Source organism: Pedobacter sp. AJM (assembly GCF_002197755.1).
Classification (GTDB): domain Bacteria; phylum Bacteroidota; class Bacteroidia; order Sphingobacteriales; family Sphingobacteriaceae; genus Pedobacter.
The window spans coordinates 109,950-131,244 of the sequence record NZ_NHOT01000007.1; the positions used below are offsets into that span (position 1 = coordinate 109,950).

The following is a 21,295-nucleotide window of genomic DNA, read 5'->3' on the forward strand; positions in this document are numbered from 1 at the left end:
AAACCGCTAATGGCGTATAGCATCCGATAAAATTTATTTCAATAAGATGATCAAATCACCTGTGAAAGGCATCATCAATTAACAACGACATATTCTTTAAACTATGGAACACATTTATTAAGAAAATGAAAACAAAAGGTTCTCAGTTTTGGGCTATTGGAGCATTGCTCATAGCCTTGTTATCCCTTACTTTCTTTACCGGCTGCAATAGCAATAAGGATTTGGATGGAGATGGCGTGCCCGATCAAAAAGACAAATGTAAAGAGGTAAAAGGCCCTAAGCCCGGAGGTTGCCCGTTGCCGGCTAAAATTGGCCAGGTTAACCTCTATCTCGAAACCTCTGCCAGTATGGGTGGATATTTTGCCGGATCTGCAGAATTTAAGCAAATTGTTTCTGATCTCGCAGTAAAAATTGATAAGGAAATCTCTCCGGTAAAGATCCACTTCATCACCGATAGTATCAGGGATTATCCATATGAAGCCACCAGATTTAGCAGCGATATTGCAACCACTAAAATTGCACTCAGTAATAGTTCAGAGTTGCACCATATTTTTAATGATATTGCAAAAGCGACAAAAGATGGCGATATCTCCATCTTCGTTTCTGACTGTATTTTGTCCTTTCCAAATGCAGCGGTAAAAGCGAATGCTGAAATCAATAGACAAGCGGCGTCTGGCACACTAAAAAATAATATTTATGCTACATTCATTGATTTAAAAGGCAGAAAACAAGCAGCCAGTTTATATGCCTTTAGCTCCGCATTTTTTGGAAAATATTATGACTATCAGAATGTTAAAGTTCCACTCAAAGGTACAGTAAGGCCTTTCTATGTATGGGTAATAGCTAAAAATAACATTCTGCCAGTGTTTGATGCAAAACTAGCCAAAATTCCAAATTTTAAACCTGAGCAGGAAATTCATTTTGGATTGCTGGATCAAAAAATCAATAACTATCATATCCTAACGCAGTTGGGCATGAAAGGCGATTATAAATTAATCAAGGCCGGAAAAGTAAGTGACGCGGGAATAGAAAATGTAGAAGTGGAAAAAAATCAATCCATCGAATTTTCTGCCGCGGTAGATCTAAGTTCCCTGCCACCATATGCTAAAAAGTTAAGTTACCTCCGTGAGCATTTAATTGTTGAAGCCAGTGGCTGTAGCACCAATGTTGATCTTTCAGAGCGTTTGCCTTCTGTTACCTTAAAAAGCAAAAATCAAATTGCTTACTATGAAAGGGCAACTCATGTGATAAAAGTGAATATCACACAGCTTCGCCTGGATCAGGCAACGCTTAATCTCCGTGTACCCTTAACATATGATTCCTGGTACCAGGCCTGGTCAACCATGAACGATAAGAGCGTTAAAAAATTAGGCAAAAAAACATTTGCCTTCGAACACCTGGTTAATGGCGTAATGGAGGCATATCATAACGAAGGTAAAAACCTTGTTGATCTAAAATTTCAAATTAACCAATAATAGCGATGATTTTAACTATTTTCTCAGGGCTTTATGAGCTCATTGCAGGTGCCAATCCTGCAGTTCCAGAATATGATGATGAGGTTTACCAAACCGTTGGGCAGATTACCTTGATAGTCGTTTCAGCCGTGGTGCTCATCTTTTATTTATGCTTAGGCAGATGGAAACCTATTTTTCACAAATTCGGGCACTGGATATTTACCTTAATCCTGACCATGTGTGCAGCCTTTGCCATCGCCTTTATTTCTGCTAAAGATATTATAGGCGAAATAGACAGTTACATGTATCGCTTCTGCCTAATGAACGCCGTATTTGCTGCAATTGTATTCATCATGCTATCTATAGTCCTTAAGCCAATGTCTGTTTTTTCCAAAAGAACACCCTTTTAATTTTTAGATATGATAAGAAACACATTTATATTCGGAATAGGTGGTACTGGTGCAAGGGTAGTACGGGCACTCACCATGCTTTTGGCAGCAGGTTCCAAGCTAAACGATACGAACAAGGTCATCCCGGTGATTATTGATGTAGATGCTAAAAATGCAGATACCACCAGAACGCTGAAAGCACTGGAAGCTTATAAGTTGATCCGTAAAACAGCTTATTCACCACAACGCGGTGCAGATGGATCAGACCTTTCTAATGGCTTTTTCAATACCAATTTAAACACGTTAAGTTCATTACAAACCGAAGGAGCAGAAAAAATTGATGATTCCTTTCAGCTGAAATTTGATAACCTGGAAACTTCGTTCATTAAATACGTTGATCCTCATGAAGAACTGGTGAGTGATGTGACCATGGATATGCTGCGGGCACTTTATGATGATACCCCATCCGATCATCCACGTTACGAAAATACAGAACTAAACCTTCGCCTTGATGAAGGCTTTAAAGGAAATCCAAATATTGGATGTGTGGTTTTCAATGGTTTATCTTCACTTAAAGAATATCAGTTTGTGGCGAAAAGCATCAATCCTCAGGATCGTATTTTTATCGTCAGCTCTATCTTTGGAGGTACTGGATCTTCTGGTTTTCCTCAACTGATCAAGCTCATTAAAGGTGATGACCGGCTTCGGAATATTAAACTGGGTGCCTTAACCGTAATGCCTTATTATAAAATAGAAGCGAAGAAAAAGGCAGGCGGTGATGGAAAAATCAGTTCAGAAAGCTTTGATGCCAAAACAGAGGCTGCCTTAAGTTACTATGCCAAGCACATGGCCGGGCAACTTAATGCACTATACCATGTATGGGATAAGCCAACCAAGCAATATGAGTACCATGCAGGTGGAGATCAACAGCTAGATCCGGCACATTTGGTAGAGATGATCGGGGCAACGGCTATTATCGATTTTATTAACAAACCAGATGAAACACTTGCCCTGAACGGTGTAACCAAATATTTCGATTATGGTATTATTCAGGATAGTGCCACTGTTGATTTCAGGCATTTCTACAATTGGTCTGGCCAACAGGTCATGAAGCCTTTGGCACATTTTGCCTATGCCATGAAAATTTATCTGGATAGTATCCCTCAACTGCAAGGCGAAGTATTCTATAAAGACCTGTTGAAAGATCATATTCATACCGACCTGTTTTATCAAACCCTTTCTTCCTTTTTTGGTACGCATTTTAAAGGATGGCTGAAAGAAATGGCCTTAAACGAACGCAGTTTTCAACCTGTTCAACTTGATGAAACATTGAATGGATTTATAACCGGGAAGCCCATTCCAATTAAAAAGATTTTGGGTATTGTGCGTGATGCAGGCTTAAGTCAGGCATTCATTAGCGAAAAAATGGGCAAAATGGAGGATGAGCTTAGAAAAACCATCCCTGACCCTGAAAAAGAACGAAGATTTTTACAATTACTAAACCAGATTGCAGCAGAATGCTTTAGCGTTTTAGGTGCCTTACCAACCATGACTGAATAAAAGGATATGCCATATACATTTAGAAAATACAGTGGCTATAATGCCAACGAAATTAAATGCTGGTCGCCAACAGGATTGATCAGAGTAGATAATTTCGAAATAAGCGATACACAGTCTAAACGCGGTGCATCCAAAATCGGAACCTCAATTCCATCGCCCATGGCCAGGATGGAACTTTTTGATACGGCCTTTCAAATGGTTTCATCAGATAGCCAAAGGAATGGGCTGGATGGCTCTTCTGTGTATCATCAATTGGTTTCCGATTGTTTGGACATGATCCAGCTACTTTTCAATACCAATTCATCTGATATTGGCACAGGCAGAAAAATATGGTTTAAAGAATGGCGGGTGCAGGAAAGCCTGAACCGCCTAAAAAGTAAACCTGCAGATCATCCTCACCAGCTATTGGGTAAAGCCTTTTCACTGATATTTGATGCGCAAGCTACTTCTTCGGGCTTTTCGGGAATGGAAAGCATTTACCTTATTTATTACGAAAACAGGCTAATGGGTGGAACTTCTCCGCTAACCTTGTTTTTTACTTCACCCAACTGGGATCGTTACATCGCCGATAAACAAATTGCCAATGTACCAAAGGGAAGTGATGGCGTTCCATTTTTTGGAGATAAACACCGTGCACTTTTTGAACGCGACCGTTCTTTCGTAGAATACCTTTATCAATTACTATTGAGTAATCCGGCAGGATTTGCTCATTGTGCAGGTCTCAGACAATACATTAACAAAACCGTTGAACGTTATTTTCCTGATTTTACACATCAATTTGCAGATTGGGGACCAAATGGAACAAAAAAGCTGGGAGATGAATATTCTCCATTTAAAACCGAAATCGGGTCCAAACTGCTCAAAGTAAATGAGATTTTTTTCTACCACCAGAGTGAGGAAGTAAAACGCAGAAAAATTAAAAATGTAAGCGATTTCGTGATCCAGGCTTCTAATCAGAAATATGCCCTGCAACATGATAAAGATGGAAATCAAATCCGCGTAGAAGCACCACTGGTATTGGTAGAAGGCATGAACTTTCCTGGCGATTACATGGAAGAGCGTGCCGCTTGGGATGCAACCACCAGAATCAATTATTTCCTGCAGCAACATACCCCGCTATTTGAACGTAGATTGCCCCAAGGCGATTCACTTACGGTGACTTATCCATTCTTAACCACTGGTGATTTTCTGGAGGATTATTTAATGGAAATGCCTTTTAAGATTAACCGGAATAAGTTTTTTACTGGCGTTGGGGGCGATTTTAAATTCCTGCTGCCGGTTAAAAAGGAATATTTTAATTTCTTCGATTTTGAAGATTTGAAACGTAACCTGGAGATCAATGCCAGCCCGGGCCAGGTAGTGGTTACCTTAAAAGTGCCGATAAAAAATAAAAAAGGGGTAAAGGAAATTACGTTTACCAAAACCTATTCAGGAAATCAGATCAAAATGTGCAAGGCTGATATCGGGATTTTTCCTTTTTACAAGATCAGCGAAAAAGATCCGGCCTATCACTACCTGAACGACTTTACCATACTGCTGGCAGAAAAAAATGATGAACTTCAACTCGAATCCTTAAATTTCTACAACTATGATCATCTGGTATATCCCGATAATAGTCAGCCAGAGCACCTAAGAGCCACTGTAGTTGAACGCACAACCGCTGCGGATATAGATGGAGCGGCATTAACAGAATCGAGATTTTATAAGTTAAAAGAATCTTTTGATTATATGGAACTTCGCTACCAGGATAATGGACTTGAAGTCTCGGGGATCGTCATTCCAAACTTTGAAGGAAGAGTATTTAATAAGCTTAACCTAAATAAAGCCATCACTTTCGCCATTGATTTTGGTACCTCCAATACCCACATCGCTTTCAAGGAAAAGAGTTCACCACTCCCATTGCCTTTTGAAATTGATGAGGCCGATCAACAAATGGTCATGCTTAATGAGCCTTTGGCATCTGCAGATTTAGGGACCAGGTACGATCACTTTGGGCAACTTGCTGCACTCCAACTAACCGTGAATAGAGAGTTCATGCCAAGGGTGATCAAATCAAAAGGACATTCAACCGTTTCTTTCCCTTTTAAAACAGCCACTTGTGAAGTTTCTACATTCAATAATATGGATAAACAAGCTGCAGCGCTTTTTGGCCACATCAATATCGGATTTAATATTGAAAGGGAAGAAAATACAAATAACAGTGCCGTATATACCACCAATTTAAAGTGGCTTCTGGAAAACAACCTTGAGGTAAGTAAAATTATAGCCAATAAAGCCAGGGTAAGTCTGTTTTTAAAGCAACTTATGCTACATATCCGAACAAAAGCCATTCTAAATTTCTGCAAACCTGAAGAACTTAATGTACTCTGGTCTATTCCATCTTCAATGGACAGGAAAACCCGTACCGAACTCACCAAAATTATAAAAGAAGCATACCTATCTGTATTTCCAAATGCTGACCAGAAAAAGATTAATGCGATAGATGAGCCCATTAAGGAATCGGTAGCACCATACTTCTTCCTGACTAAAAATGGGAGTGGCATTCAGGACGGAGCAAATGTAGTGAACGTAGATATTGGCGGGGGCACAACAGATATCATGATGTTTATGGAATCTACCGCTAAACGATACGATAAGTATTTAGCCAGCTCTTTTCGCTTTGCCGGAAACGACATTTGGGGGAGTGGCTACAAAGGAAACCTTAAGGACAATGGGTTTATCCGCAATTATCAAACCTTCCAGAAAGAAAACAATATTGAAACCAAGGATAATAAATATCTGCTGAATGCGCAGAGAGATAACAATTTAAGTTCTGATGATCTGATTAGCCTACTTTTCAGGTACGATAAAAGCTTTGGTTTTAGCGAATCCATCACCAATGGCAATCCGAATTTATCTATTGTGTTGTATTTACATTATAGTGCCATTATCTACCACATTTGCCAGATCATTGAAACTAAAAAATATCCTTTACCTCAGTATTTATCGTTCACGGGTAAAGGTAGCCAATACCTTAAATTACTCTGTAATGGAAGTGAGAAAGAACTTAACAATTTCACCAAATTGCTCTTTGAAGCTTACAGCAGCCAGAGCATACCGTCTTTATTTCAGGTTCATGTAAACGAAGACCCTAAGGTAATTACAGCTAATGGTACGATCGAATACTTTGGTGCTGATCTTCAGGATCAGTTCGTAGAAATTCCCAGAGATGCAGATTTTTCTGCAGCAGAAGCTGATCCGCGTAAAAAATACCAGGAATTTGTACTGACCGGAGATTTGCAAACGGGCCATGCAGATACCATGACTACAACCATCAGTGATACCCTTGAATTGGATAATATGGTCAACATTGGTGTGTTGAAAAATGTAAATGAATTTGTAGAACGTACGCTTGCCAATAAAAAAATTGTAGACTTTCTGAGCGATTTCAAGATTACAAATGCCAAAACAGTTTATAATGAACTGAAATGGAATGGCGGTGTATTTGATGGGGAAGGATTAGTGTATGACAGCTATAGAAAAGTGCTGAAAGACCTGCACAAGCTGGATCATGAACAGCCGCTTCCTGAATCGCTGTTCTTCTATGCATTTAAAGATACCCTTTACCGTTTGTCTAAATCGATCACGCAATCCAATCCATCTTAACTTATGTGTAAAAAAATAGTACTACTTGCAGGCTTTTTCTTGATGTTAGTATATCAGTTACAGGCACTCACACTTACTGAGCGTACAACCGATGCAGAAACCCTCTCTACCAATAGCTCATGGTTTTATAGCACAAATATGCGCTATGGAGCGTTGGCTGTAATCGTTCTTCTACTCATCATTATGCTATTCAAAAACAATAATAATCAAAAAAAAAGCGGCAAACTTTCAAAAGATTTGAAACGCATCAGGGAAGAAAGAAATCAGCTTAGACATGAAATTGAAAATCTGAGAAATGAGCTAAAAGAAAGCAATTCTTTGAGAGCGGAAGACAAATTTGAAATTGATAAGTTAAAAGAAGAAATGAGCTTAGCCTTATCAAAACAAGCTGAAGAAGAAGTTGCCGGCAACACCGTTATTTGGGATAAGCCAGAAGCACCTCAAAAAATCCAGGAAACCTTTTACAGCCGTTATGCAGATCTGGCAGATGGTTTTTCTGCTTCAGAATTATTAACCAGGGAAGGTAATGATACCATTTTCGAGATTACCATCCTTTCAGCCAATAAGGCCAGTTTTAAAGTAAGTGCCAACCCGGCAGCACAAAAATATGCATTAAGCAATGCTGATTATTTTCTCGAACCAACCTGCCATTATGATACACTGCCCTCTGGCAACATCATTAATGAATCACCGGGTTTATTAACCTTATCTGGCGGAAAGTGGGAAATTAAAGAACAGGCAAGAATTTCATTCAGATAAGTTAAAAATGGAAGAACTTAGCGCATTTAAAAAGACCATCAGAAACCTGTTGGTTGAAAAAATCGGCATCCTGACTGATTCTGATCAAAGCCATTTAAAAAAACAGGCACAAACACTTGGTTTAGATAACCGTCAGTTTGGTGCGCTGTTACAGGAAATTCATTTGAGCATCAACTGGGATGCTTTAAGGGATGAACGGCAGGGAAAGGACCGGGTGGTAAGACCTATCCATATTTTTGGAATAGAAGTAAGGAGCCTGGAAAAGCTTGGCGAAGTACTCTATAAAAACCGGGTTAAAGCCCTGAAATACCTGGAAGATGCCGTGTTTCTGAAAGAAAATGTAACCTACCTCAGTCATCAGAACGTTGATTTGGCCATGGAAATGATGGAACTTCATGGCAGCGAGCGGAATAGCGAAAAGCGTTTTCTTAAAATATGTTACCAGTTAAATGCAAACCTTCCATTTCAAGTAGGAGAGGAGTCTTTCTCTACCGTGAAAGAACTTCTGGATCGTGGTTGGGTAGGTCAAGACTTTTTTAGTGAGATTTACAATACATTTGCTGCCGGGCACCTGCAAATCTGGATCCATCGTTGTTTTATTGATCTCATTAATATATTACCTGCAGGCGAATCATTTCGTGATTTTCTTTATTTTGTATATACAATTGATCCGGATTATCCTTTCTATGTAGAAAACGAGCTCTTCTTACAGCCAGGAGATTTAGTAACAAGAGCAAGAAGAGATGCTAACTTTTGGTTACCACTATTGGCTACTTTTGATCATGGGTTATTGTCCATCTGGCTCGAAAGAAGAGGGATGGGTGAAATCATTTCAAAGTTTAAAAATTACGCTACAGAACTTCGGGCAGCAGAAAAAAAGAGTGAAGAGCTTTCCCGGAATCTGGTGCAAAAACTATTGGAAGCATTGGCACCAGACATGGAAATTCCGGATTTATCAGTTGCTGCAGAAGAACTCTCATTTCTTAATATTCAGAACAAAGCACTTTTTCACCCAATTGTCGTTCGCCTGAACAATAAAGGATTTGTACGTGCAACAGTGGGCTTTGATCGGGATGTTCCCGGAGTCTGGATTTCTCCTAAAAATTTAACTTTATCTGATCTGGGAGGAAAGGAGTCTGTTACCTTCCATTTAAATGTAGATCCTTCTAAGCTAATCAAAGATCACTTATATACAATTTCGCTTCAAATTCAAACCGATTACCAATCCATCCATATTCCGCTTGCTATTAAAACCGTATTCCCGATGCGGGCATTTATGCTTTGCCTGTTAAGATATGGTGGCTTAGGAACAATTTTTTTATGCATCATCAGGTTACTAATTTCCTGGGCTTATAACGGAAATGGCTGGCTTAAACCACAGCTGGTTTGGAATAACATCAGTGCGCAGGTTCCCTCCAATCACCTGGTTTATATCCTGATATTTATCATCGCCATTTTAGTTCCATTACTGGCCTGGCCAAGAATTAAAAAAATAGAACAAATATGAAACCTCCGGTAAGACCATTTATTATACCCGAAAGTAAAAAAGACAAACATGCATGGAAATATATAATTGCAGGTATGCTTTTACTTATTTTCCATCATTTCTTCGCTGCGGTAGCTTATAATGCCTTTGTATTGATCGATAATGCTTTTAGTCTATCTGGCGCAAATGCTCCGGTATTTATTTGGAGCTTTTTCGGATTACTGATGGGCGCTGCGATTGGAACGGTAGTGGCTACAAAAAAATTCAAGCTTGATAAAAAGATTAGTCTTTTTGCAGGCATTCCTTTAACCCTTTTAATTCTTGGACTTTTACTTGCATCCGGACCCTATGGACAGGTGAGCCCCAGACCGGAGGAACTTGCGGCTAAAGAAGAAAATAAAGATCAGCCGATAGATTCAAGTCAGTTGAGTATTAATGCTAAAACTCAGATTCAAACCAAAAAAAGATCACAACTGCTTAACAAGAAAGTTCTGCCGAAAGCGCAACAAAATCTCCCAAAACGCGAAAGCTGTGAGGAAAAACGGACAGGGGTTAGTGTTACGGTAAGATCAGATAGTGTGAGGCTTTTCTTCCGTACCACCCAGGAAAACGGTGGTGAATGGAGCCGTTGGGAATCTATATTTATTCCACAACCCGGTCAATATGCCCTCTCCGGATCAGGCGGCAAGGTCATGGCTAATGGAATCCAATATTATTATGAGGCTAAGTCCGTAGCCACAAGATCATCCAGCGATCCTTTTAGCAGATCGCTTTGCAATGGGCCACTTTCCATTGATACTTACTAAGTGGCTTTAAATAAAAATGAAAAAATAATAAACAATAATACATGTCTAAATACATTCCGCTCACCTTTTCTTTAGTTTTATTTGCCGGTACACTACTCGCGCAAAACCAATGGAAACCAAAGGGCACGCTATATGCTGATAAAAATATCCATATTGAAATAGAATACCTGCTATCTCCTGATGGCTGTACGGATGGCGGAGGTACAATTACATCAAAAGGTTTATGCTATTCGGCAAGTACATCTGTGCCTACCGTTTCAAATGCGAATTATACCAATAACGGTTCCGGAATAAGTGCTGCGGGTAGTACACTTACCGGATTAACTAGCGGCACAACTTACTACGTTCGCGCTTATGCTGTAAATTCAGCTGGCACATCCTATGGGGCAGTTACGTCATTCAGAACAACTTTGTAAAAGCAATTAGGTTCATGTATTTAGCTAAAGTTACCAACGCTATTGAGCCATCTGCCTGTAGCGTTGGTAACGTTAAACATATTGAATTGGTAACTGGTCATTAAGGAATTAACTTCGCTTCACGAAGTCTGTCAAAAAGTTCATAAAAAGTTTCTTCTGTATCCTGAAATACGTTGAACCCTAATTTTCTGCTTTTCGACATATTGGTCATCACTTCAATTGGCCTGCTAAGGTCTAGATCGGTATGCCATGCACTTGCCAATCTGTTTAATGAAGCTTCTTTAAGTCCGTATTTTTGAGCAATTTCCTGCCATTTTTCCCTATCATTGGCCATTTCTTTCTCTAACGGGTGGATCTCGCCATTAAATCCGATGGCCTCTACACCAAAATAATCGGCTATTTTGTTCCATAGTCTGCTCCATCGAAAAACATCTCCATTCACGATATTAAATGCTTCATTTTGAGTAGCCTCGTTAGTTGATGCCCAGATTAATTGCTCCGCCAATATGCGGGCATCCGTCACATCCGATAAGCCGTTCCATTGTGCCGCCGAACCTGGCCAGGTAAATTTGCGTCCTGTTTCTTTGCAGATAGTGGCATAAACGGCCAGGGTTGTACCCATATTCATGGCATTTCCAACAGCTTGCCCAATGACAGTATGTGGCCTGTGTATACTCCAGGTAAAGCCATCTCTTTCCGCTGCCGCATAAACCTCATCTTCCTGGGCATAATAAAAATTCTCTATAGCTAACCTCGGATGCTCTTCACGCAAAGGCGTTTCAGGTAAAAAACCTTCCGCAGCATAGGCTTCAAACGGACCTAAATAATGTTTTAAACCGGTAACCAATGCTACATGCTTTACCGATTTTTTTTCAGCCAAAACATCCAGAATGTTGCGCACCATTAATCCATTCACCCGAATATTCTCGGCTTCTGTTTCATTTCGCATCCAGGTGGTGATGTAAACGTGAGTCGGGCTGATATCAGCTAATGCTAATCGCAGACTATCAATCTCCAGTAGGTTTGCTGCAACAGGTTTCAGGTTTTTAATTTCATTGTTCGGGTTACGGGCCAATCCATAAGTTTTCCAGCCTTTTGAAAGAAGTTTTTCGGCCAGGTTGCTTCCTGTTATGCCACTTGCACCTACTACCAAAGCTATATTTTCCATAATTTTTTGTTTAAATTTTATTGACCGATCTATTTTGCAAGGTCTTATTTTGTGCTCTACAAATTTAGATCAATGTGGCCAGAACGACGATGACCTGTATCAAAAAACACCCTTGATTTGGATCAAATCTATTTTCAGTATGATCTTAGCATATTGTTGAGCGTTTAAAATTATCTTTGTCATTCTTCAACATCATCACCTATGTTCAATATACTCTTTAACCATATTCAGGAAAAAGTTTCGCTCACAGAAGCGGATAGATTGGCTATATCTCGTTTTTTTACTCCTAAAAAACTAAGAAAACGTCAATATCATTTACAGGAAGGTGAAGTTTGTAAATATCTGGCGTTTGTGGTGAAAGGTTTGTTAAGAACCTATAATGTTGATGGGAAGGGAAACGAACATATGAATGTTTTTGGTTGGGAAGGCTGGTGGATCTCTGATTTTAACAGCTTTTTATCAGAAGAACCTGCCGTATTTAATATTGATGCCATTGAAGATTGCGAATTGCTTTTAATCTCGAAAGCAGATTATGAAGCACTGACATTGGCTGTACCTGTAATGGACAGGTATTTTAGAATTCTTTACCAAAACAGCATCGTTACGAAAGAGCGCCGTTTGATGAGTTCCGTAACGCACACGGCTGAAGAAAAATATCTGGAACTGATGGAATCAAATTCAAAAATTGCAGAACGCCTTTCTCAAAACCTGATTGCTTCTTACCTGGGGATTGCACCTGAAACACTTAGCCGGATTAAAAAGAACCTGGCTTTAAGAAAGTAATTTTCAAGCTGAATGACCGGCCAGGCAGATTGAGCGGCTTGATGGCCTTCCACATGTAAATTTTAATTAAATAAATCTTATTTATACCGTCAAAATTATATTACTTATAGGAACTATCATGAGCAGCTTTGCGCTGCTCAAAATCTATCATTTCTCCATCTTGCGGAAGTTCATTGGTATGCATCTGGTCAGGTCGTTTTCCGGCTGAACTTAATTGATATCGGCTGATTAAATAGGGTATACCTTCTCCGACAAGAAGATGAGCAGAGGTGGTAACCTCAAAGTGCAGGTGCGGTTCACGGGCATCTCCTGAAGCGCCGATGTTAGCCAACATTTGTCCCTTACGGACGTAATCACCTGTTTTGATGCGTAAACTTTTGGGCTGGAGGTGCATGTAATGTGCATATTGCCCATTACCCAAATCAATTACAATGGTATTTCCTGCAAGCCCGTCAAAAGTTAAGGGAACAGCGGGATGAAACGCGGCACCATGCCCCGGAATATTATCCGGAAGGCCATCTTTTGCATTTACAATACGACCATCCGCAACGGCAAATACGGGTTCACCATAGCAAAAATAGGCATGCACATCTCTTGAATCGCCTGCAAAAGAAACACCATTCCGGAATTTTTTCCAATCGATGGCATAACGGCGGGAATTGATTGCCAGCCCGCCCAAAATAAGGTTTCCACGGCGGTGGTGATTGGATTCATGATTTCCGGGGCCATCTACTGCCGTCCAGCTACTGCCCTGCAAGGGAGGGCCTAAAACCTGTAAATGCGACTGGTGGGTTGAAATTATGGCACCCTCCAGCGAATCAGTCGTGGTTATTACCCGGTGTGCCAAACTTTCGGGAAAGGGGTGCCTTAAATCTGTAATGGCTTCTATGTATATAACTGCGGTCTGACCACCTGCAAGCATAAGTTTATCAGAATCCGTAGCGCCTAATGGCTTAACCATTGGCTGCAATTGTGCCGTATCAAAGGTTATGATCGGCTTGGCTTTGCTGGCTCTGGGGTCAATGAGTGCTATCTGATGCAATTTTAAAGGGGTTGAACTGAAGTTTGTCAGGTATAGTTCGTAAATCAAATGGTTGTACGATCCGCTTCGAAAAGCAGTTGGGGCAAAAGGTACGCGCATCTCCAGCTGTATCGGAAAAGAAAATGGCCTGGCCGGAGGGCTTAGTTCTGCTGTAGCTAAGGTTTGAGCTTTAATTTTATCCCAATGCACCGTTGTTAAAAGCATTAATGCGAAGAAAAAAATTTTACGGTTTAGCATAATCATGATTTGAAATATTATACTGTGACCTCATCTTTTGATAAGAGGTTACAACATCCGCTTTTTTTTATAATTCAGTCATAAGAGGTTTAGGGCAAGCGCTATTCATCCGGCAGAGATTGTGCTGGTTATCAATTTGACAGCCATCTTTAAGGTTTCAAAAACAATCCCTTTCCCGGGCAGGTTATTGGTATATGGAGATAAATAAACGAACCGTTGTCATTACCGGCGCTTCAAGCGGAGCAGGCAGGGCAATAGCATTACAATTTGCCCGCAGGGCAGACCGTTTAATACTGGCTTCACGAAATATGAAGATGCTGGAAGAGGTGGCCGAAGAATGCAGAATTTTTGGTGCGGAGGTAAAATGCCTGGAAGTAGATGTAACCGGTTACCATGCTGTCATCAATCTGGCCGCTGCAGCTGATGAATTTGGAAATGGAATTGATATCTGGGTAAACAATGCAGGTGTACTGGCTGTAGGTGCTTTTGATGAAATCCCGATGGAAGTTTCAAAGCAGGTATTAAAAACCAATTTATTAGGTTACATGCACGGCGCACATGCTGTTTTGCCTTACTTTAAAAAGCAGGGTAAAGGAATTTTAATCAATAACATTTCTATAGGTGGTTTTTTAGCGGTACCGATGGGTGCTGCCTACTCGGCCAGTAAGTTTGGCTTAAGGGGTTTTGGGCAGGCACTTAAGGCAGAACTGGCTGCTTATCCTGATATTCATGTCTGCGATGCTTTCCCCGCTTTTCTGGACAGTCCCGGCATACAGCACGCAGCCAATTATACCGGCAAATACCTGAAACCTTCCCCGCCGGTTTACGATCCGGAGCGCCTGGCGCAAGCCATTGTTAAACTGGCAGATCAGCCAAAAAAAGAAAAAATGGTGGGAAGTGTATCGGTTTTACTGCGCCTTTCAGCAGGGCTTTTTCCCACACTCACACAATTTGTTGCAGGCGCAGTCATTAAGGGTTACCTGAAGAGGGCAGATCCAATACCAACCACCAATGGAAATATCTTCGCACCTGTTCCGTTTGGTAATGCGGTTCATGGCGGCTGGGGAATTCCAGGTAAACCCAGGGCACATCGAAAATATATTGCAGGTATGGCTGCTTCACTTGCTGTGCTCGCCTTGATTAAGATATTTGGTAAATAACACATATCATTAGAAATCTGGTTTAATAAAAAAACGGCATTCGATAAAGAAATGCCGTTTTTTCTAATTTATAAAGCTTTCATTATTCTGCTGCTGCTTCAGCATTAATAGAATTTACAGCAATTTCAGTCAGAGCCACATCGGTAGCCTTTTCATTTTCCAATGTCTGATCAAGTAAATCTGCCACATCCTGATGACCCATGTTTTCAGCAAATACTTTAAGGGTACCGTATGTAGCGATTTCATAATGCTCTACTTTCTGTGCAGCCAGAATTAAACCTGCGTCACGAACCATTGTGCCTTGATCTGTATCTGAAATGATGCCCTCAGCTTCTTCTAATAATCCAGCCATGGCATCGCACTTTTTTGCCACTGCTTTCTCGCCCAATAGTTCAAAAACCTGTTCAAGCGTTTGGATGTGTTGTTGTGTTTCTTCAGTATGTTTTTCAAATGCGGCAATAAGTTCTTCGCTTGTTGCAGCCTTTTTCATCTTTGGAAGTGCCTTTACTAAATGTTTTTCTGCCCAATAGATATCTTTTAATTCATCAACAAAAAATTCATGAAATTCTGAATCTTCCATTTTACCAGTTTTAGAAGCTGACTTTTTATTGGTTGAAGCTTTGGTGACTGGTGCTTTAGCAGCTGTTGCTGTTTTACCTGTACTTGCTTTTTTAGCAGTTGTTTTTGTAGTTGCCATAGTTTTTTATATAGTATGATGTACAAATAGAACTGCCTAAATTGGAATAAGGTTTTGGTTATTTTAATCTTATTTTAATCTGATTGCTTAAAAAAGGCATTGATATACACCAATAATTATTCACTATTTTATTGAAGCGGGATGTTGAACTGGCATGCCCTCCTGAAAATATTAAACCTTTCATTCCTAAAGGTTGTTTTATCCATGGTAGCACTTAAAATAATTTAATATGAAAGTAAATGAGCACGATGATCTTATCCCGGATCAGCAGGAGGGAAGTGAAATTGATGTAACAGAGCGCCGTACTTTTGAAACAATGGATGAAGCTTCTGCTTTTTTCGCTACGGCCTGTAACCGGTTATTGAATGTGAATGATTGGGGCAATAGATCTGGTATGTCAGGGTTCCAGCTTTTTGATGGATATGGAAAAGAAGTTCACCGTAAAGCGCAGGAGGGAGATTACATCCGGATTGATATTCCTGGTCCAGGAGCGCCATCCGGTGGTGGTTACGATTGGGTAAAAATCGAAGAAATTGCAAGTCGACAACAGATAGAAGATGATTTTCTTGCCATTAAGGTGCGTCCGAGTGTAAAGCCCCTTTCAAAAGAAGCTTCACCCGCACACTTTTTACAGGATGCGGCCACTTCAACTTTTATTGTACGCAGGTTGCAGCTAAAAGTTCAGGCAGAAGAACATGGCCGGAATGAAATGGCGAATACAAATACAGAAAATACACTTGATAATGTTCGAAATTTTTTAGTGGGTGGCGCAGCCAGATTGGGTTTCTCTTATCCGCAATGGAAATTGCTGGTGAAGGGCATAATGGCTTGAAGATAATTGATATCGGCCGGTAAAACCACTAACCGGCCGGTAGTTGATTATTTCTTAATCACTTTGATCACACTTGCGGTAACCAAAGCCCCAACCAGGTAATAGGCTACAGTAAGTATTTTTACCTGATTATTTTTAGCGACAGGTTTAGGGTTTAGTCCCATAGGTTTTGGAAGCGTTACCGCTCCAAGTCCGGCTGCTAAGCCAGATGCAATACTTCTGCTGAATACATTTTTAGTATTGCCGCTGCCTATTAAACTATAATAAATGGTATTGCTGATTAAGTCACCTGCAAGTGTAGCGCCATATAAGTTTTCGCCGCGTTTACCACCAATGCCCAGAAAGTCAAGTGTGTGCCCTAAAGCTTCTTCCCCTAAACGGTCAATCCGGGGCACATCTGAACTTTTATCTTTTAAACTTTCGTGTAAAATGTTGAGGGCAAGAGCACCTGCGAATCCTGCTATTAAATTTTTTATTTTGTCCATATGAAATAGATGTAGCAATTATTACTCACTTATTTAAGCCCCTTTTATAGGATTCATCAATATAATGTTTCAGGAAATAAACAGCATTAAATGATTTCAACAGATAGGCATTTGTTTTTCGAATGAAACAGAATAAGATCCAGTTACTCCGTTTTTATAAACTGAAAGACAGCAACTTATTTAGTCTTGCTTTTCTGATCATCTTCAGCCGCGTCTGTAGCGATCTGTTGTTTTGCCATTTCTTCGGGGCTTTCTTCATCGCCGGTATAGGCACCATCAGCATCGCTGCCTTTAATCTCATCAGCCGGGATTACGCCAACTTTTTTTTCTTTCGATTCTTCTGCTTTATTTTTTTCGTTTTCCATGATCATCTTTTATATATAAATACAACAGTATGCAACAAGCAAAGTTTAGTTTAAATCAGATTGTTCAGCTTTCATGGGGAAGTGAAACTAAAAAGGCTCAAAAATTATTCGGATTTGCATGTTTCTTAAACAGGCTTTGCAATCTTCCTGATGTAATGGATATTACGTTAGAGCCAGCGCCAGAAACGAAATTTAAAACAATTTTTGCCAATTATCTCTTTATGCTTTCGAGGTATTGTAAAATTGAATGTATATTTTGCAGGCTTCAAAAAGATAAGATCAATATGGCTTCAGGATTTTTCGCAATTTTAGATGATATAGGTGCTTTAATGGATGACGTGGCAGTAACGGCCAAGATTGCCACCAGGAAAACCGCTGGCATTTTAGGAGATGACCTGGCTGTAAATGCTGAAAAAGCGACCGGCTTTCTCTCTTCCAGAGAGTTGCCAGTGCTTTGGGCCATCACCAAAGGATCTTTGATTAATAAAATTATTATTGTGCCCGTGGCACTGCTGCTGAATTTTTTCTTCCCGATAGCCATTAAGTTTATTTTAATTTTGGGTGGGTTTTACCTGGCCTATGAAGGGGTTGAAAAAATCATTGAGTTTCTTTTTCATCGCCATGAGCATGGCAGGGCAGCCAAAGATGTTGTTCAGGATGATCAGGCAGCAGAAAAGGCCAAAATAAAATCAGCAGTAACCACTGATTTTATTCTTTCTGTAGAAATTGTCATCATTGCCCTTGGTACTGTACTGGATAAAAGCATCACTATCCAGATCCTTACGGTGTCTGTTGTGGCTATTTTAGCTACCATAGGCGTTTACGGCATTGTAGCGCTAATTGTAAGAATGGATGATGCCGGATACAAGCTGGTAAAATATTCCAATGATAAAGGATTCCTTTCGGCATTGGGCAATGTACTGGTGAAATCTTTACCGGTAATTATAAAGGTGCTCAGCTTTGCGGGTACCATTGCCTTAATATTGGTTTCTGGTGGTATCTTCGTGCATAATATTGATTTCTTGCACCATTTCCTGCCTGATTTAATGTCAACGATTAAAGAATTTGCCATCGGGCTGATAGCAGGGTTAATAGCTGTTGGTATAGCGGAAGGAGTGAAAAAACTGATTCCCTTATTTAAAAATTAACCGGCTATTCTATTTACCTGAGGTAAGTTTTTAGAAATGCCTGCGGGTTATAGAATCTTTCATCAAGCTGTGATTTGTTCATGGTCAACCAGCTGGCACAGCCGTAATCATCAAATTTTTTTCTGATTTCGAGGTGCAGGTGGTGATAATCTCCACCATATTTTTTACTTTCCTCCTTTGTAAATAGACGGGCAAGTTTAGTATCCTGGTTTACAGGCTGACCATTTTTAACATAAACTTCGCGGAGGTGTTTGTAACTGGTAAACATCATGGTGCCATTCTTCAGCTGGTGTTTTACCACCACCGTTTTTTGATTTTCACCCAGGTGGATGGAACAAACCACCCCATTGGCCATGGCATACACTTCTATCAGCTTTGTTTTTGATGCAGATGGATTGATATCAATAGCCGTATGAATGTGGCCTTTATAATAGCTGTTGCGGTGATCGCCAAAAATACTGATGATCTTAATGTTTGCTATTTTCTTTCGGTCACTGCCTTTAAATGGCAAATACCAGCTATCTGCCATCTGACTTGGTGATGCAGCTGTATAGTAAGGTTTCCAACGATCTTTATCTTTTTCAATTGTTGGATTTTGTAAAAAGGAGAGGCATAAGAACAGGATCAGGCTAATTTTCATTATCATTGTATAAAAGATCAAAATAAGAAAAATTTCTCTAGAACTACTAATATAGTTATGCTAATCTGCTAGGTTATTTTCTTTTTAACTCGATTACAGTAATTTCTGGCCAGATGCCGATTCTTCCAGAAAAACCTAGAAAACCAAATCCCCTGTTCACATTCAGGTGGCGATTATTTTCTGTTTTGATGCCTGCCCAATGTTTATAACGGTATTTTACAGGACTCCATTTTATCCCAAAAGCCTCAATGCCAAACTGCATCCCATGGGTATGACCGGCCAGTGAAAGCTGAATTTTTGATGGGTGGTTTTTAACCTGCGCATCCCAGTGTGAAGGATCATGCGAGAGCAAAATTTTAAAATCTTTAGCTTCAGTATGTTGAAGTGCCTTGTTTAAATCGCCCCGCTCGCCAAAACCGATACCCCAATTTTCAATGCCTGCGAGGATAATTTTTTCCCCGCCTTTCTCCAGTACCACATGTTCATCTAAAAGAAGTTTAAATCCTAATTCCTTGTGGTAAGCTTTTAACTGATTTAAATTTTTGATTTTATCTGTCTCAGAGAGCCATTTGACATAATCGCCATAGTCATGGTTTCCTAAAACGGAAAACTGCCCAAATGGTGCTTTAATCTGTGAAAATAGAGGAATGTAAGGAACAATTTCAGATGCAGCATTATTAACCAGATCACCAGTAAATACAAATAAATCACTTTTTTGTGCATTGATTAGGTCAATGCCTTTTTGCACGGCTTTGGGTTTGGTAAAACTTCCGGCATGTATATCAGAAATTTGTGTGAGGGTGAATCCATCAAAATGCTGTGGTAAATCATCAAAATACAAGGTATGTTTAATCACCCGGTATGCATATTTTCCCCTGGTTATTCCAAATGCAAAAAGCAATACGGTCAGGCAAAACATGATAAAAGCAAAATCTACCCAGTAATCATTTCTACCGGTTATTTCATAACCCTGTGGCTGAAAATTTGTCGAAATCGAACTCACCACCCGATAAAGATCACCAATGAATAAAAAAATAGCGAACACCATTTCAGCAACAAGTACAATCAGAAAGATATGACCAACAACAGTGAAAAATATATTTCTGCCCTTCCGCATCTGAGAAATGGCAAAAATAATTGCCATACCCAGGCTGATGATTACAGTCCAGAATGCAGGTGCCAGGCCTTCCCAGTGATTGATGGTATTAAAGCCGGATAACACATATGCACTCAGCGCAAAGAACAGGATAATCACGATTAAGATGGGGAGCAGGGGAGATCTTCTTTTCATTCTGAATGTACAAACGGTGGCAAAGTTAAATTTTAAATCCTCATCTGTTGATTTGTGTTTCAGTCAGTACTTAATTTTACCTCACGTTGATTAAAGGCATCGGATTTTAAATGTAGCCACTCCGGAAGGATGATTTTGATTTATTGTTTGCAGCTTCAGCATAAATATGATGGCAGCCGTGGGCATATTTTATAATTATACATTATTTAGTAGCTTTGTAAGATATATGCTATCCAAAAAAACCAAATACGCCATTAAAGCACTTGTTGCACTTGGTAAAAATGTAGAAAGACCACCGATGCAAATCTCTAAGATTGCGGAAGAGGAGCATATTCCTAAAAAATTCCTGGAACAAATTCTTTTGGATCTGCGTAATGCGGGTTTCCTGTATAGCAAGAAAGGAGCAGGGGGCGGCTACAGTTTGAATAAAAAACCTGAGGATATTCTGCTGGTACATGTAATGCGTGTTACCGATGGACCAATTGCAATGGTGCCTTGTGCCAGTTTAAATTTTTATCACAAATGTGATGAATGTGAAGATGAAAAAACCTGTGGCATTCGAAGTGCGTTTATTGATGTAAGAGATGCTACACTAAAAGTACTGAGTGAAACCAGCATCGCTGATGTCATTGGTCGTGAAGATACTCTGAAATTGGGGATAGACAGTTTATAATTTCTGACTTCTATATTATTTATTCTATACAAATCAACATCTATTAAATAGAAGTATTCTCTTTTTGCTTATGCCATATCAAGAATAAGATTGCTTCAATTGATGAAAATACTAATGGTAGTTTCTTAAAAGAAAGACCACCTTTGTTTCTTTTAGCGCCAAAGAAAATAAGCCCGTCCGGCCAGGATAAGAATAACATCGAAATGTTGCAAGCTGGATGTGATGCCATTCGGTAAATGATGCTTGACCTTTTATATAA

The 21,295-nt window shown here is 39.8% G+C and carries 20 protein-coding genes; 13 read left to right on the forward strand and 7 right to left on the reverse strand.

What is annotated here, in order from left to right:
* The first annotated feature begins 125 nt into the window (after positions 1-125).
* Genes CBW18_RS14920 through CBW18_RS14955 form a run of 8 tightly spaced genes read left to right on the forward strand, consistent with a single transcriptional unit; the run spans position 126 to position 10,515 of the window.
* The gene (locus CBW18_RS14920; RefSeq protein WP_088302118.1) at positions 126-1,475 is read left to right on the forward strand and encodes a hypothetical protein; all 1,350 of its coding nucleotides are present in this window, start codon (positions 126-128) and stop codon (positions 1,473-1,475) included.
* A gap of 5 nt (positions 1,476-1,480) precedes the next feature.
* Complete coding sequence (locus CBW18_RS14925; RefSeq protein ID WP_088302119.1) at positions 1,481-1,864, forward strand: hypothetical protein; 384 nt, start codon at positions 1,481-1,483, stop codon at positions 1,862-1,864.
* Between the two features lie 9 nt (positions 1,865-1,873).
* Positions 1,874-3,403, forward strand: a complete 1,530-nt coding sequence (locus CBW18_RS14930; protein WP_088302120.1) for a tubulin-like doman-containing protein — start codon at positions 1,874-1,876, stop codon at positions 3,401-3,403.
* Positions 3,404-3,409: 6 nt separating this feature from the next.
* Positions 3,410-7,048, forward strand: a complete 3,639-nt coding sequence (locus CBW18_RS14935; RefSeq protein WP_088302121.1) for a hypothetical protein — start codon at positions 3,410-3,412, stop codon at positions 7,046-7,048.
* A gap of 3 nt (positions 7,049-7,051) precedes the next feature.
* Positions 7,052-7,807 carry a hypothetical protein gene (locus tag CBW18_RS14940; protein WP_140418689.1) on the forward strand — a complete coding sequence of 252 codons (756 nt, stop codon included), beginning with the start codon at positions 7,052-7,054 and terminating at the stop codon, positions 7,805-7,807.
* A 7-nt stretch (positions 7,808-7,814) separates the two neighbouring features.
* Complete coding sequence (locus tag CBW18_RS14945; RefSeq protein ID WP_088302123.1) at positions 7,815-9,314, forward strand: hypothetical protein; 1,500 nt, start codon at positions 7,815-7,817, stop codon at positions 9,312-9,314.
* Complete coding sequence (locus CBW18_RS14950) at positions 9,311-10,099, forward strand: hypothetical protein (RefSeq protein ID WP_088302124.1); 789 nt, start codon at positions 9,311-9,313, stop codon at positions 10,097-10,099. The genes CBW18_RS14945 and CBW18_RS14950 overlap by 4 nt, the downstream gene beginning before the upstream one ends.
* Positions 10,100-10,140: 41 nt before the next feature.
* Positions 10,141-10,515: a hypothetical protein gene (locus CBW18_RS14955; protein ID WP_088302125.1), complete on the forward strand. Its 375-nt coding sequence runs from the start codon at positions 10,141-10,143 to the stop codon at positions 10,513-10,515.
* Between the two features lie 100 nt (positions 10,516-10,615).
* Here CBW18_RS14955 and CBW18_RS14960 read toward each other — a convergent pair whose 3' ends face one another.
* Positions 10,616-11,683 carry an SDR family oxidoreductase gene (locus CBW18_RS14960; RefSeq protein ID WP_088302126.1) on the reverse strand — a complete coding sequence of 356 codons (1,068 nt, stop codon included), beginning with the start codon at positions 11,681-11,683 and terminating at the stop codon, positions 10,616-10,618.
* 201 nt (positions 11,684-11,884) lie between these two features.
* Here CBW18_RS14960 and CBW18_RS14965 point away from each other — a divergent pair, with 201 nt between their 5' ends.
* Complete coding sequence (locus CBW18_RS14965) at positions 11,885-12,466, forward strand: Crp/Fnr family transcriptional regulator (RefSeq protein WP_088302127.1); 582 nt, start codon at positions 11,885-11,887, stop codon at positions 12,464-12,466.
* Between the two features lie 100 nt (positions 12,467-12,566).
* Here the strand turns inward: CBW18_RS14965 and CBW18_RS14970 are convergent, their stop codons facing one another.
* Entirely contained in the window at positions 12,567-13,745 is a 1,179-nt protein-coding gene (locus CBW18_RS14970) for a M23 family metallopeptidase (RefSeq protein ID WP_172406542.1), read from the reverse strand.
* 194 nt (positions 13,746-13,939) lie between these two features.
* Here CBW18_RS14970 and CBW18_RS14975 point away from each other — a divergent pair, with 194 nt between their 5' ends.
* Positions 13,940-14,905: an SDR family oxidoreductase gene (locus tag CBW18_RS14975; protein ID WP_088302129.1), complete on the forward strand. Its 966-nt coding sequence runs from the start codon at positions 13,940-13,942 to the stop codon at positions 14,903-14,905.
* Between the two features lie 82 nt (positions 14,906-14,987).
* Here the strand turns inward: CBW18_RS14975 and CBW18_RS14980 are convergent, their stop codons facing one another.
* Positions 14,988-15,602 (reverse strand): ferritin-like domain-containing protein, encoded by a 615-nt coding sequence (locus tag CBW18_RS14980; protein ID WP_088302130.1) that lies wholly within the window; start codon positions 15,600-15,602, stop codon positions 14,988-14,990.
* A gap of 229 nt (positions 15,603-15,831) precedes the next feature.
* Here CBW18_RS14980 and CBW18_RS14985 point away from each other — a divergent pair, with 229 nt between their 5' ends.
* On the forward strand, positions 15,832-16,434 hold the full coding sequence (locus CBW18_RS14985; RefSeq protein ID WP_088302131.1) for a hypothetical protein: 603 nt from the start codon (positions 15,832-15,834) through the stop codon (positions 16,432-16,434).
* 47 nt (positions 16,435-16,481) lie between these two features.
* On the opposite strand, the gene CBW18_RS14990 is transcribed toward CBW18_RS14985, so the two are convergent.
* Both CBW18_RS14990 and CBW18_RS14995 read right to left on the reverse strand, forming a co-directional pair.
* The gene (locus tag CBW18_RS14990) at positions 16,482-16,919 is read right to left on the reverse strand and encodes a hypothetical protein (RefSeq protein ID WP_088302132.1); all 438 of its coding nucleotides are present in this window, start codon (positions 16,917-16,919) and stop codon (positions 16,482-16,484) included.
* Between the two features lie 176 nt (positions 16,920-17,095).
* Entirely contained in the window at positions 17,096-17,284 is a 189-nt protein-coding gene (locus CBW18_RS14995; protein ID WP_140418690.1) for a hypothetical protein, read from the reverse strand.
* Between the two features lie 29 nt (positions 17,285-17,313).
* On the opposite strand from CBW18_RS14995, the gene CBW18_RS15000 reads away from it, so the two are divergent.
* Positions 17,314-18,432: a DUF808 domain-containing protein gene (locus CBW18_RS15000; RefSeq protein WP_253249052.1), complete on the forward strand. Its 1,119-nt coding sequence runs from the start codon at positions 17,314-17,316 to the stop codon at positions 18,430-18,432.
* 13 nt (positions 18,433-18,445) lie between these two features.
* Here CBW18_RS15000 and CBW18_RS15005 read toward each other — a convergent pair whose 3' ends face one another.
* On the reverse strand, positions 18,446-19,072 hold the full coding sequence (locus CBW18_RS15005) for a M23 family metallopeptidase (RefSeq protein ID WP_088302134.1): 627 nt from the start codon (positions 19,070-19,072) through the stop codon (positions 18,446-18,448).
* 73 nt (positions 19,073-19,145) lie between these two features.
* Positions 19,146-20,363, reverse strand: coding sequence for a metallophosphoesterase (locus CBW18_RS15010; protein ID WP_088302135.1), 1,218 nt, complete (start codon positions 20,361-20,363; stop codon positions 19,146-19,148).
* 226 nt (positions 20,364-20,589) lie between these two features.
* On the opposite strand from CBW18_RS15010, the gene CBW18_RS15015 reads away from it, so the two are divergent.
* Positions 20,590-21,036: an Rrf2 family transcriptional regulator gene (locus CBW18_RS15015; protein WP_088302178.1), complete on the forward strand. Its 447-nt coding sequence runs from the start codon at positions 20,590-20,592 to the stop codon at positions 21,034-21,036.
* The last annotated feature ends 259 nt before the right edge of the window (positions 21,037-21,295 follow it).

Bases quoted from the DNA above. Each gene is read 5' to 3' on its own strand.
- CBW18_RS14920 (WP_088302118.1), top strand. From the start codon at position 126: ATGAAAACAAAAGGTTCTCAGTTTTGGGCTATTGGAGCATTGCTCATA.
- CBW18_RS14925 (WP_088302119.1), top strand. From the start codon at position 1,481: ATGATTTTAACTATTTTCTCAGGGCTTTATGAGCTCATTGCAGGTGCC.
- CBW18_RS14930 (WP_088302120.1), top strand. From the start codon at position 1,874: ATGATAAGAAACACATTTATATTCGGAATAGGTGGTACTGGTGCAAGG.
- CBW18_RS14935 (WP_088302121.1), top strand. From the start codon at position 3,410: ATGCCATATACATTTAGAAAATACAGTGGCTATAATGCCAACGAAATT.
- CBW18_RS14940 (WP_140418689.1), top strand. From the start codon at position 7,052: ATGTGTAAAAAAATAGTACTACTTGCAGGCTTTTTCTTGATGTTAGTA.
- CBW18_RS14945 (WP_088302123.1), top strand. From the start codon at position 7,815: ATGGAAGAACTTAGCGCATTTAAAAAGACCATCAGAAACCTGTTGGTT.
- CBW18_RS14950 (WP_088302124.1), top strand. From the start codon at position 9,311: ATGAAACCTCCGGTAAGACCATTTATTATACCCGAAAGTAAAAAAGAC.
- CBW18_RS14955 (WP_088302125.1), top strand. From the start codon at position 10,141: ATGTCTAAATACATTCCGCTCACCTTTTCTTTAGTTTTATTTGCCGGT.
- CBW18_RS14960 (WP_088302126.1), bottom strand. From the start codon at position 11,683: ATGGAAAATATAGCTTTGGTAGTAGGTGCAAGTGGCATAACAGGAAGC.
- CBW18_RS14965 (WP_088302127.1), top strand. From the start codon at position 11,885: ATGTTCAATATACTCTTTAACCATATTCAGGAAAAAGTTTCGCTCACA.
- CBW18_RS14970 (WP_172406542.1), bottom strand. From the start codon at position 13,745: ATGCTAAACCGTAAAATTTTTTTCTTCGCATTAATGCTTTTAACAACG.
- CBW18_RS14975 (WP_088302129.1), top strand. From the start codon at position 13,940: ATGGAGATAAATAAACGAACCGTTGTCATTACCGGCGCTTCAAGCGGA.
- CBW18_RS14980 (WP_088302130.1), bottom strand. From the start codon at position 15,602: ATGGCAACTACAAAAACAACTGCTAAAAAAGCAAGTACAGGTAAAACA.
- CBW18_RS14985 (WP_088302131.1), top strand. From the start codon at position 15,832: ATGAAAGTAAATGAGCACGATGATCTTATCCCGGATCAGCAGGAGGGA.
- CBW18_RS14990 (WP_088302132.1), bottom strand. From the start codon at position 16,919: ATGGACAAAATAAAAAATTTAATAGCAGGATTCGCAGGTGCTCTTGCC.
- CBW18_RS14995 (WP_140418690.1), bottom strand. From the start codon at position 17,284: ATGGAAAACGAAAAAAATAAAGCAGAAGAATCGAAAGAAAAAAAAGTT.
- CBW18_RS15000 (WP_253249052.1), top strand. From the start codon at position 17,314: ATGCAACAAGCAAAGTTTAGTTTAAATCAGATTGTTCAGCTTTCATGG.
- CBW18_RS15005 (WP_088302134.1), bottom strand. From the start codon at position 19,072: ATGAAAATTAGCCTGATCCTGTTCTTATGCCTCTCCTTTTTACAAAAT.
- CBW18_RS15010 (WP_088302135.1), bottom strand. From the start codon at position 20,363: ATGAAAAGAAGATCTCCCCTGCTCCCCATCTTAATCGTGATTATCCTG.
- CBW18_RS15015 (WP_088302178.1), top strand. From the start codon at position 20,590: ATGCTATCCAAAAAAACCAAATACGCCATTAAAGCACTTGTTGCACTT.